Source organism: Sphaerisporangium rhizosphaerae, from assembly GCF_042665155.1.
Lineage (GTDB): Bacteria > Actinomycetota > Actinomycetes > Streptosporangiales > Streptosporangiaceae > Sphaerisporangium > Sphaerisporangium rhizosphaerae.
In genome coordinates, this window is sequence record NZ_JBHTCG010000005.1 from 266,939 (window position 1) to 278,215 (window position 11,277).

General features: G+C 71.1%; 11 protein-coding genes and 1 pseudogene. 8 read left to right on the forward strand and 4 right to left on the reverse strand.

Annotated elements, in window-relative coordinates; translation table 11 throughout:
* Positions 1-138 precede the first annotated feature (138 nt).
* From ACFQSB_RS10210 to ACFQSB_RS10220, 3 genes are all read left to right on the forward strand, one after another.
* A complete protein-coding gene (locus tag ACFQSB_RS10210) occupies positions 139-2,097 on the forward strand; it encodes a PspC domain-containing protein (protein ID WP_380825844.1) in 1,959 nt (652 codons plus the stop codon).
* On the forward strand, positions 2,087-2,263 hold the full coding sequence (locus ACFQSB_RS10215) for a hypothetical protein (RefSeq protein ID WP_354837409.1): 177 nt from the start codon (positions 2,087-2,089) through the stop codon (positions 2,261-2,263). Before ACFQSB_RS10210 ends, ACFQSB_RS10215 begins: the two co-directional genes overlap by 11 nt.
* 130 nt (positions 2,264-2,393) lie before the next feature.
* Positions 2,394-2,837, forward strand: coding sequence for a VOC family protein (locus ACFQSB_RS10220; protein ID WP_380825846.1), 444 nt, complete (start codon positions 2,394-2,396; stop codon positions 2,835-2,837).
* Positions 2,838-2,872: 35 nt separating this feature from the next.
* Here the strand turns inward: ACFQSB_RS10220 and ACFQSB_RS10225 are convergent, their stop codons facing one another.
* From ACFQSB_RS10225 to tnpA, 3 genes and pseudogenes are all read right to left on the reverse strand, one after another.
* Complete coding sequence (locus ACFQSB_RS10225) at positions 2,873-3,391, reverse strand: RNA-guided endonuclease InsQ/TnpB family protein (RefSeq protein ID WP_380825847.1); 519 nt, start codon at positions 3,389-3,391, stop codon at positions 2,873-2,875.
* Positions 3,392-3,987: 596 nt separating this feature from the next.
* Positions 3,988-4,062: pseudogene (locus ACFQSB_RS10230) on the reverse strand (hypothetical protein); the annotation flags it as partial.
* Positions 4,049-4,471: an IS200/IS605 family transposase gene (gene tnpA / locus ACFQSB_RS10235; protein WP_380825849.1), complete on the reverse strand. Its 423-nt coding sequence runs from the start codon at positions 4,469-4,471 to the stop codon at positions 4,049-4,051. The gene tnpA and the pseudogene ACFQSB_RS10230, both read right to left, overlap by 14 nt.
* Positions 4,472-4,601: 130 nt before the next feature.
* Between tnpA and ACFQSB_RS10240 the strand changes: the two genes are divergently transcribed.
* The 5 genes from ACFQSB_RS10240 (at position 4,602) to ACFQSB_RS10260 (ending at position 10,122) form a co-directional block, all read left to right on the forward strand.
* Positions 4,602-5,558 carry a pyridoxamine 5'-phosphate oxidase family protein gene (locus tag ACFQSB_RS10240; RefSeq protein WP_380825851.1) on the forward strand — a complete coding sequence of 319 codons (957 nt, stop codon included), beginning with the start codon at positions 4,602-4,604 and terminating at the stop codon, positions 5,556-5,558.
* Positions 5,555-6,007, forward strand: coding sequence for a nuclear transport factor 2 family protein (locus tag ACFQSB_RS10245; protein ID WP_380825852.1), 453 nt, complete (start codon positions 5,555-5,557; stop codon positions 6,005-6,007). Before ACFQSB_RS10240 ends, ACFQSB_RS10245 begins: the two co-directional genes overlap by 4 nt.
* A gap of 253 nt (positions 6,008-6,260) precedes the next feature.
* Positions 6,261-6,749 carry a (2Fe-2S)-binding protein gene (locus tag ACFQSB_RS10250; RefSeq protein ID WP_354837417.1) on the forward strand — a complete coding sequence of 163 codons (489 nt, stop codon included), beginning with the start codon at positions 6,261-6,263 and terminating at the stop codon, positions 6,747-6,749.
* Between the two features lie 50 nt (positions 6,750-6,799).
* On the forward strand, positions 6,800-9,151 hold the full coding sequence (locus ACFQSB_RS10255; protein WP_380825962.1) for a xanthine dehydrogenase family protein molybdopterin-binding subunit: 2,352 nt from the start codon (positions 6,800-6,802) through the stop codon (positions 9,149-9,151).
* Positions 9,148-10,122 (forward strand): FAD binding domain-containing protein, encoded by a 975-nt coding sequence (locus tag ACFQSB_RS10260; RefSeq protein WP_380825853.1) that lies wholly within the window; start codon positions 9,148-9,150, stop codon positions 10,120-10,122. Before ACFQSB_RS10255 ends, ACFQSB_RS10260 begins: the two co-directional genes overlap by 4 nt.
* Before the next feature lie 189 nt (positions 10,123-10,311).
* Here the strand turns inward: ACFQSB_RS10260 and ACFQSB_RS10265 are convergent, their stop codons facing one another.
* Complete coding sequence (locus tag ACFQSB_RS10265) at positions 10,312-11,241, reverse strand: RpnC/YadD family protein (protein ID WP_380825855.1); 930 nt, start codon at positions 11,239-11,241, stop codon at positions 10,312-10,314.
* Between the last annotated feature and the right edge of the window lie 36 nt (positions 11,242-11,277).

Genomic DNA, 11,277 nt, shown 5'->3' on the forward strand with positions numbered 1-11,277 from the left:
CCTGACTCCTGCCCTGAGTGCTCGGGGACGAGTCAGGGGTCTCCCCGATGGTGGGCGACGCGGGCGCGCGGCCACGATGGAGCCATGAACGACGCACGCGGTCCCGATACGACGATGGAGCCAGGTAGCTTCGCACCTGTGAACGAGGAGCGCGTACTCCAGCGTAGCGACGAGGGACGCATGCTCACGGGCGTGTGCGCCGGCCTGGGCCGCTACACCGGCATGGACCCGGTGATCTTCCGCGTGGGGTTCGCCGCGCTGGTCATCGGCTCCGGCATCGGCATCATGCTGTACGTCGCGGCGTTCCTGCTGATGAGGAGCACGAACGGCGGGCCGGGGTACGTCGAGCAGTGGAGCCGCAGGGTCTTCGACACCGAGACGGTGATGGCGCTGCTCGCGGCGATCTTCGCGCTCGGCCTGATCATCAACCTGGCGGCCGGCGGCATCAGCACCGCCACCGTCGTGGTCGGCACCCTGCTGGCCATCACCCTGCTCGCGGCGCACGCCCGCGGGGTCGACCTGCTGGCGATGGCGCGCAGCCTGCCCGAGCGGGTCAGGGGCAAGAAGGGCACCCGGCCGGCGCCCGACAGCTGGCTCGGCCACCCGTTCGGCGGCCCCCCGCCCTTCCCGCCCACCCCGTTCGCCGGCGGCCCCGGCGCGGCGGCCCCGCCCGCCGGCGACCCGTACGCTCAGCGCACCGCCGCCCCCGGCGACCCGTACGACCCATACGGCGCGTCCGCGCGCGACCCGTACGGTCCGCCGACCGATGACCGGTATGCCTCATACGCTCCGCCCGCTCCGCCCGCTCCGCCCGCTCCGAGTGCGGCACGCGCCGCGTCCGCCATGCCCGCGGACACCTCGCTCTCCGGCGCCTCTCCCGGCGAGACGCTTCCCACGGACGGCCGTTCGGACGCGTCCCCGGCCGAGACGCTCCCCGTGGACGGATCGGCCGGAACGCGGCTCAGCGAGACCCTTCCCGCGGACGGGTCCTCGCGGGCCGGCGAGACGCTTCCCACCGGCGGGTCCTCACGGGCGGACGAGACGCTTCCCACCGGCGGGTCCGCCGACGTGACGCGGGTCCAGGCGTCGCCGGCGGACGCCCCTCCCCCGGCCTCCGCCGCGTTCACCCCTCCGGCCTCCGGCGCGCCCGCGGACTCCGGTCCCGCGCCGGCCCCTGACGCGCACGGCCCGTACCGGCGCCTCGCCGACCTGGCCGAGGAGGCGCGCGCCGCCTCCGGTTCCCCCGCCGGCCACGAATCGGCCCGGTACGGCTCCTCCACCGGCCGATCGGCCCGGTACGGCTCCCCGGCGGGCTCGGCCGGTTCCCGCTATGGGGACCGGCGGCCCGCGGGCGGCGGGTTCGACAGCTCGGGTGAGCCGTTCGCGCCGCGCGGCCCCTACCGCCCGTACGACTCGCAGCGCCAGTACGAGCCGCCCGCCTGGGTCTACGGCAACACCCCGCCCGCCCGCGCGGCGCGGCGCGACCGGCCGAAGTCGTTCATCGGCGCGGTCACCGTGTTCATCGCCTTCATGGTCGGAGGGATCATGGTTGCCACGCAGTCATCCTCCAGTTCGCTCAACGCGCCGGTCATCGGCGGCGCGGTGCTCATCACCATCGGCGCCGGGCTGCTGGTCGCGACCTGGTTCGGCCGGGGGGCGGGCCTGGTGGCGACCGGAACGATCGTCGCTTTCCTCCTCGTGGCCGGATCGACCGTGAACGGGATCCCGAAGAAGATCGGCAGCTACACCTGGGAGCCGGTCGACAGCTCGCAGGCCGTGCGCACCTACTCGGTGGGCATCGGCGACGGGACGCTCGACCTGCGGGACACCAAGTTCCCGCCCGGCTCGAGCACCCGCTTCGACGCCTCGGTGTCCGTCGGCGAGCTCAAGGTCATCGTGCCCCGCACGGCGCGCGTGAAGGTCTTCGGCTACACCCGGCTCGGCGACGTCAAGATCGAGCACGTGGTGCAGGGCGGCGCCGACGTCCACCATGACAAGGTGATCGAGCCGGACGTCACCTCCGCGGGGACGGTGCCGGTCATCGAACTGCACGTCAAGGCCGGCATCGGAGATGTGGAGGTCAGCCGTGCGGCATAGGACCGACTGGCTGTCACTGCTCGCGGGGCTGCTGTTCGTCGGCGTCGGCATCCGCTTCGTGATCGCGCCCGTGCCCGACGTGATGGTCATGGCGCCCATCGTCATCTTCGGCCTCGGCCTGGCCGGCTTCGTCGGCGTCCTCAGCAAGGCCTTCCGCAAGCGCTGACGCCGGGTCCCCCCTCACCTCGCCACCTAACGGATTGAATCGAGATTATCCGTTAGGTAGGCTCCGCCCCGTCCTCTAACGGATGCATCTGTTTTTACCGTTGACAAGGATGGGCGAAGGGAGAGGGCGCATGACCTTCCAGATCGGGCATGTGGGGCTCAACGTGACGGACCTCGAGCGCAGCAAGCGGTTCTACCTGCGCCTCCTCGGGTTCGAACTGCTCAAGGAGTCGACCGAGGGCGACCGGCGGTACGCCTCCCTGGGCCGCGACGGCCGGACGGCGCTGACGCTCTGGCAGCAGAGCGAGGGCCGCTTCCCGACCACCTCGCCGGGCCTGCACCACCTGGCCTTCCAGGTGCCCGACATGGACGCGGTGCGCCGGGCGGAGGCCGCCCTCAAGGAGATCGGCGTGCGGTTCGCCTACGACGGGCCCGTCCCGCACGGCGAGGGAAGGCCGTCCGGCGGCGTGTTCTTCGAGGACCCCGACGGCATCCGCGTGGAGATCTCCTCCCCCACCGGCGCCGAGGACCTCAAAGCCCCGGTCGCCGAGGCTCCCACCTGCGGATTCTTCTAGTGACTCCTCCGCTCCCTGAAGGGAGCGGCTTCTCGCTAAGCCGCTTCCGCAGCGTCGCGAAGGGCAAGCCCTGCCCTGAGAATGTTGACAGCCGCGTTCACGTCGGCGTGCGCGGCATGCCCGCAGGCCACGCACCAGAACTCGGCTTGGCCAGAGCGGTTCTCCTTCGCACAGTGCCCGCATCGGGCGCACGTGCGGGAGGTGTTGGCGGGGTTCACTGCGATCAGCTCTCGACCGGCGCTTTCAGCCTTGTGCGCGATGACCGTCAGGAACACCCCCCAACCCGCGTCCAAGATGCCTCGGTTCAGCCCGGACTTGGCGGCGACGTTCCGGCCGGGCTGCTCGATCGTGCCGGACGCGCTGCGGGTCATGTTCGCGATCCGCAGGTCCTCATGCACGATCACGTCGTACGCGGCGACCAGCGTAAGTGCGGCTTTGTGCGCGCCGTCCAGGCGCTGCCGCCGTACCTTGGCGTGCAGGGCGGCCACCCGCGCGACCGCCTTACGGCGGCGCTTGGACCCCCGCTTCTTCCGGGAGAGAGCCTGCTGTGCCACCGCGAGACGGTCAGCGGACGCCTGCAGGTGGCGGGGGTTGGCCAGTGCTCCCCGTCGCTGGTGGTGACCAGCGAGGCCACGCCCATGTCCAGTCCAACCGCCGCGCCCGTCGCGGGCAGGGGCTCGGCGGGCACGTCATCGCAGGACAGCACCACATACCAGTGGGAGCCTTCCCGCTTCACGCTGATCGTCTTCACTCGGCCCCGCACCGGCCGGTGCTGATGCACTCGCACATGTCCGATGCCCTGCAAACGGACGAACGTGGCGGACGGGTGTTCAGGTTGGGAGTCCCACCGGCAGCCGTCCCCATCTTTCGGCCACTCGACTGTGTCGAACCAGCCGCGCCCCTTGAAACGGGGAAACCCCGGCGTGCGCCCGGCCTTCACACGGGCGAAGAACGCCGCGAACGCCTTGTCCAGGCGGCGCAGCGTGGCCTGCTGGGAGGAGAACGACCACCGGCCCTGACCGTCAGGATCGTCGGAGCGGATGTGCTTCAGCTCCCCGGACTGGTCACCGTAGCGAACGGTGACGCCTGCCTTGCGGTAGGCGGTGCGACGGTGCTCAAGAGCCGCGTTGTAGAGCTGCCGGTGATCCTCCAGACACGCCGCGAGCGCGGCGGCCTTCTTGGAGGTTGGGCGCAGCAGGAACTTGTACGACCTACGCACGGCCACTCCCCTTGGGAGCGCGCTCGTACTGCGTCTCGATATAGCGCTGCACCGTCTGCGCGGAGACCGCGCCGACGGTGGCCACGAAGTACGACCGCGACCACAGCGTGGGCAACTGCGAGCGCAGGTGCGGAAACTCGGCGCGCAGGTGGTGGGAGGTGAATCCCTTGAACTGGTTGGCCACGTACGACGGCGAGTTCTTCGGGTGTGGCTTGACGAACAGGTGCACGTGGTCAGGCATCACCTCAAGCGACACGATCTCCCAGTCGTGCTCGTCCGCCTTAGCACGGATCAGCTCCTCCAGGCGTATCTTGACCCGCCCGCCCAAGACCGGGCGGCGGTACTTCGGGCACCACACGACGTGGTACCCGAGGTCGTACGCCGCGCCGGGGGAGGTGCGCACCTGACGAGTCACACGATCATTATAACAGCACCGCTCATCTAATGATCAGGAGAAAGGAACCCGCGATGAGCGCAGAGAGAAAACCAGTCAGGGACGGCATTCCCCCGTCGCCTGAAGGCGACGGTCCCCTGCCGAGGTTCTGATGGAGCACCCGGGAGAGCTGCTGCTGCAGCGCCGGGCCGGCGTGACCAGGCCCCTGGGGTCGGCCCGGGCGCGTCCGGAGATCCCCGCCGTGGCGGCCGCCTTCCTCCGCGACCAGCGCATGCTCGTGATCGCGACCCCGGACGACCAGGGACGGGTCTGGGCGAGCGCGCTCACCGGGCCCGAGGGGTTCGCCGACGCGCCGGACGAGCGGCACCTCCTCATCGGCGCGCTGCCCACCGGGCCCCTGGCCGGGCTGTTCGACGAGGCCGGACAGGACGGGCGCGACATCGGCGTCATCGCCATCGAGCCCGCCACGCGCCGCCGCATGCGCGTGAACGGCCGAGCCCGGCGCGAAGGAGACCGCCTGGTCGTCCGTACCGAGCAGGTGGTCTCCAACTGCCCCAAGTACATCCAGCGCCGCGAGCCCGGCTTCGGCCCGGCGCGGCCGTCCGCGCCGTCCGGGGTATCCGAGCCGTCCGGGGTAACCGGGCCGCCCGTTCCGTCCGGGCCGTCCCGCCTGCTCGGCGCCGGCCGGGCGCTCACGGCCGCGCAGCGCCGGTGGATCGGCACGGCCGACACCTTCTTCATCGCCACCCACGTCGACGGGCTGGGCTCCGACGCCTCCCACCGGGGTGGCGCACCCGGGTTCGTCCGGGTGCTGGACGAGCGGCGGCTGGCATGGCGGGAGTACCCGGGCAACTTCATGTTCATGACGCTCGGGAACCTGCGGCTCAACCCTGCCTGCGGCCTGCTGTTCCCCGACTGGGAGAGTGGAGGAGGGCTCCGGATCACCGGCCGGGCCACGCCCGGCGGCGGCGAGGCCGGAGAGATCGCCTTCGAGGTGGAGGAGGTCGTGGAGATGGCGGGGGAGGTGCCCGCGCCGTGGCGGTTCGTCGAGGCCTCTCCCTTCAACCCTCCGCTCCCCGTCCGGCACGAGGAAGGACCGTCGCGATGAAACCTCCTGTCCCGCCCTTCGACGAGGAGAGCGCGCGCATCAAGGTCCAGGCCGCGGAGGACGCGTGGAACACCCGTGACCCGCGGAAGGTGGCCCTCGCCTACACCGAGGACTCGGTCTGGCGCAACCGGTCGGAGTTCGTGACCGGCCGGGAGGAGATCGTCGGATTCCTCACCCGGAAGTGGTCCGGCGAACTGGACTACGCCCTGCGCAAGGAACTGTGGGCCTTCACCGGCGACCGCATCGCCGTGCGGTTCCAGTACGAGTGCCGCGACGCCGCCGGCCAGTGGTGGCGTTCCTACGGCAACGAGCTGTGGGAGTTCGACGCCGAGGGCCTGATGCGCCGCCGCGAGGCGAGCATCAACGACCTGCCGATCGGCGAGGAGGAGCGCCGTATCTTCGGCCCCCGTCCCGCGGAGGAGTACGGCCGCCCGTTCCCCCTCGCCTGACCGTCGCGACCGCCGGGAGCGGTGTTTCGACGCCCGAGGGGTTGACCGGCCACATCAGGGGCGTACGTTCGCATTTGTCGGTTCTCACTCCATCCACTCCTCTCACCGTTAGTGCGCTCGCCACCCACCGCCTCCCCCGCAGGGGGGCGCCTCCGGCCGCCGGCCGGGGACGGCACCTCCCGCGAGGTCCGGCGATGTTCGCACAGGTCGGCGCACGGCAATAGTTCAAGCAGCCAGCGCGCTTGGAGGACCAATGACCCGTATCAACCTCACCGTCGACGGCGTCAAGTACGAGGAGGATGTCGAGCCACGCCTGCTCCTGGTCCACCTCCTTCGCGACCGGCTGGGGAAGACCGGGACACCGATCGGCTGCGACACCGGCAACTGCGGCGCCTGCACCGTCATGCTCGACGGCAGGAGCGCCAAGAGCTGCTCGGTGCTCGCCGTCCAGTCCGACGGATGCGACGTGCTGACCGTCGAGGGCCTGGCCGAGGGCGAGCGGTGGCACCCCATGCAGCGGGCCTTCCACGAGGAGCACGCCCTCCAGTGCGGCTACTGCACACCCGGCATGATCATGGCGGCCATCGACCTGCTGAAGGACGACCCCGACCCCTCCGACGAGGCCATCCGCGACGGCCTGGAGGGCAACCTGTGCCGCTGCACCGGCTACTGCAACATCGTCCGCGCCGTACGGCGGGGCGCGCAGAGCATGAGCGACCAGGAAGCGGTGAGCGGCAGATGACCGAGGAGCTCGACGCCGGCCTCGTCGCCCAGAAGATCGCCGAAAGCGACATGCTCGGCGAGCCCACCCCCGACCGGCACGAGGTGGGCGCCGCCCGCAGGCGCAAGGAGGACGCGCGGCTGGTCACCGGCCGCACCCAGTGGACCGACAACATCCAGCTCCCCGGCATGCTGCACGTGGCGTTCCTGCGAAGCCCGATGGCGCACGCGCGCATCACCGGCGTCGACACCTCGGCCGCGCGGAGCATGCCCGGGGTGATCGCCGCCTTCAGCGGGCGCGATTTCGCGGGCGAGCAGGGCACCCTGCCGTGCGCCTGGCCGGTCACCGAGGACATCGTCATCCCCGACCACCCGCCGATGGCCGTGGACGAGGTGCGGTACGCGGGCGAGGCGGTCGCCTGCGTCGTCGCCACCGACCGGTACAAGGCCAGCGACGCGCTGGAGGCCATCGAGATCGACTACGAGCCGCTGCCCCCGGTGCTGGACATGACCGAGGCGCTCAAGGACGGCGGCCCCAAGGTCCACGAGGCCGGCAACCGCGCCTACACCTGGAAGTACGCCGAGGGCGACATCGACGCGGCCTTCCGCGACGCGCCCGTGGTGATCGAGCGGACCTTCGTCCAGCAGCGGCTCATCCCGACGGCCATGGAACCGCGGGCCGTCGTCGCCCAGACCGACGGCGACCACTTCACCCTCCACTCGGCCACCCAGATCCCGCACATCCTGCGCATCATGCTGGCCCAGGTCACCGGCATCCCCGAGCACAAGCTCCGCGTGGTCGCGCCGGACGTGGGCGGCGGCTTCGGCTCCAAGCTCCAGGTCACCGCCGAGGAGGTCCTGCTCCTGCTGCTCACCAGGCGCCTCGGCAAGCCGGTCAAGTGGACCGAGTCGCGCTCGGAGGGCAACCTGACCGTGCACCACGGCCGCGACCAGCTCCAGCGGGTCTCCCTCGCCGCCGACGCCGACGGGCGGCTGCGCGGCATGCGGGTGGACCTGCTGGCCGACATGGGCGCGTACCTGATGCTGGTCACGCCGGGGATCCCGATCCTCGGCGCGTTCATGTACAACGGCATCTACAAGATGGACGCCTACGACTTCACCTGCACGGGCGTGTTCACCACCAAGATGCCGACCGACGCCTACCGCGGCGCGGGCCGGCCGGAGGCGACGTTCGCCGTCGAACGCCTCATGGACGAGCTGGCCGCCGAACTGTCCCTCGACCCGATCGAGGTGCGGCGGCGCAACTGGATCACCCACGAGGAGTTCCCGTACACCACGATCGCCGGGCTCACCTACGACTCCGGGAACTACGAGGCGGCCACCGACAGGGCGCTCGCCCTGTTCGGCTACGACAAGCTGCGGGCCGAACAGGTCGACCGGCGCGACCGCGGCGACCCAGTGCAGCTCGGCATCGGCGTCTCCACCTTCACCGAGATGTGCGGCCTGGCCCCGAGCCGGGTCCTCGGCTCGCTGAGCTACGGCGCCGGCGGGTGGGAGCACGCCTCCGTCCGCATGCTGCCGACCGGCAGGGTGGAGGTCGTCACGGGCGCCAGCCCGCACGGGCAGGGACACGAGACGGCCTGGAGCCAGATCGTCGCCGACGCGCTCGGCGTGCCGTTCGAGGACGTCTCGGTCCTCCACGGGGACACGGCGATCTCGCACAAGGGCATGGACACCTACGGCTCGCGCTCGCTGGCCGTCGGCGGCGTCGCCGTCGTCCAGGCGTGCGAGAAGGTCAAGGAGAAGGCCCGGCACATCGCCGCCCACCTGCTGGAGGCCTCCGCCGACGACGTCGAGTTCGACGGCGGGAGGTTCAAGGTGCGCGGCACCGACGCGGGCAAAACCATCCAGGAGATCGCGCTGGCGGCCTTCGCCGCGCACGACCTGCCCGACGGGGTCGAGCCCAGCCTGGACTCCGACGCGACGTTCGACCCGGAGAACTTCTCCTTCCCGCACGGGACGCACCTGTGCGCCATCGAGGTCGACACCGAGACCGGCGCCACGAAGATCCGGTCGTACGTCGCGGTGGACGACGTGGGCAAGGTCGTGAACCCGCTGATCGTCGAGGGACAGGTGCACGGCGGCCTCGCCCAGGGCATCGCGCAGGCGCTGTTCGAGGAGGCCGTCTACGACGCCGAGGGGAACCTGCTCACCACGACCATGGCCGACTACCTGGTGCCGTCGGCGGCCGACCTGCCCGACTTCGTCACCGAACGCACCGAGACGCCGGCCACGAGCAACCCGCTCGGCGTCAAGGGCGTCGGCGAGGCGGGGACGATCGCCTCGACCCCGGCCGTGGTGAACGCGATCGTCGACGCGCTCCGCCCGTACGGCGTGAACGACGTCCCCATGCCCTGCACCCCCGAACGCGTCTGGCGCGCCCTCCAGGGAGGCACCTCATGATTCCAGCGCCGTTCGACTACGTCCGTCCCTCCTCGCTCGACGAGGCCGTCTCGGTGCTCGCCGACGCCGGAGAGGACGCGAAGGTGCTGTCCGGCGGGCAGTCGCTGCTGCCGCTGCTCCGGCTCCGGCTGGCCTATCCGAGCGTGCTGGTCGACGTCGGACGCCTCGCTGAACTGCACGGCGTCCGCGACGAGGACGGCCACGTACTGATCGGCGCCACGACCACCCATGACGAGGTGGTCCGCTCGCCCATCGTCAACGCCGAATGCCCGCTGCTGGCGCTCGCCGCCGCCACCGTCGCCGACCCGGCGGTGCGTCACCGCGGCACGTTCGGCGGCTCGCTCGCCCACGGGGACCCGGCCGGCGACCTGCCCGCGGTGGCCCTGGCCCTGGACATGGAGTTCCTGGTCCACTCCGCGTCCGGCGAGCGGGTGGTGGCGGCCCGCGACTTCTTCCTCGACTACCTGGAGACGGCTCTTGAGCCCGGCGACATCCTGGCCGCGGTGCGGGTGCCCAAGCTGGGCGAGGGTTGGGGCTTCCACTACGAGAAGTTCCACCGCACCGCCCAGTCGTGGGCCATCGTCGGCGTCGCGGCGGCCGTGCGCGTCTCCGGCGGCACGCGCGGCGAGCCCCGCCGGGTCGAGGAGGCCAGGATCGGCCTGACCAACATGGGCCCGACCCCGGTCCGCGCCACCGCCGTCGAGACGACCGTCCCGGGCCTCGAACTGAACGGCTCCTCCTACGGTCCCACAGCGAACGGCAACGGCTCCAATCGGACCAACGGCTCCGGCCGGCCCGGCGCCCACGGTGCTGACGGCGCCCACGCCGGCGACGCCCTCCGCCAGGCCGCCTCGGCGGCGGCCGACGGCACCTCACCGCCCACCGACCTCCACGCCACCCCCGGCTACCGCAGGCACCTGGCCGGCGTCCTCACCCACAGAGCCCTCCTGACGGCCGCCGCCACCGTCTGACCCCGGCACCACGGGCGCCGCATCCCACCCCAACGATGCGGCGCCCCACTCGGCGACGCCCTGGGCCGCCTCAGCCACCCCCTCACCGACGTCTCCATCCCTTAGGGGAGCAGCGTTGACGAAGCGGGGAACCACCAGGAGACCAGACGCGGAAGAGCGGTCAGGAAGGCCGACACTGAAGGACGACCATCAGGCGAACAGGTCGTCGATGGCATCGGCGGTGGCCGCACGCTGGATCCAGACATCGAGCCGGGCCGCCTCCGTACAACCGAGGATGCGTCCCCGGGCCTCCTCGGAGACCGCGACCCCCCGCGTGCCGAGCAGAATCAGGACCGCCTCGGCCTTCCCTTCGGCCCGGCCCTCGATCTTCCCTTCGGCCCGGCCCTCGGCTTTCCCCTCCGCGCGGCCCTCAGCCCTACCCTCAGCCCGACCTTCGGCGACGTATTGCCGCGCGAAGTCGCTTTGGTACTCGTAAGTCCCGGTAGCCATTAATTCCTCCATATGTTTGCGAGCCACCTCGGGGAGCATCATCAGGACGAAATCAGCGTACAGCCGTGCCTGATCCGCGTCGATGGTGGCCAAGGCCGCGAACAACGCATCCATGATCGGCTGCGCTTCGATGTCACCCCCGTGGGCGACCGCCGACAACACCGCCAGCTCCGGTGCGCGAACCGCCTCGGACGGATCGGTCACCACCGGAACGGTCGCCGGACCGGCGACCATGGGGGTGAGCCGCCAGCCGGGATGGCCCATGTCGATCGGTGCCGCGCACCACTGCGCGATCGGGGCTTCGGTGCACACCACCAGGAGAATCGCCGGGCAGCGCGCCCGAGCCCGCACCGACGCCAGGTACACCGGCCAGCTCCACCGCTTGTGCGGGTCACGGCCGCGTTGGACCTCCACCACCACCGCCAGCACCGGCGACGCACCCGACGAGAGCACCACGACGGCGTCCGCCTGGTACTCCACCGGCGGGCACGCGGTGAGGTCACCCGACTCGATTCTTACCTCGCTGTATTCCGGCATTTCCATACCGAATCCATCGCCCAGCAGCTCGGCCGCCAATTCCGGACGATTTCGGAAAAGCAGGATCAGCGCCTCGTGTTCTTGGGAAGGCACGGCAGCGACATTACATCCCCACCAAAGCCTGACCAA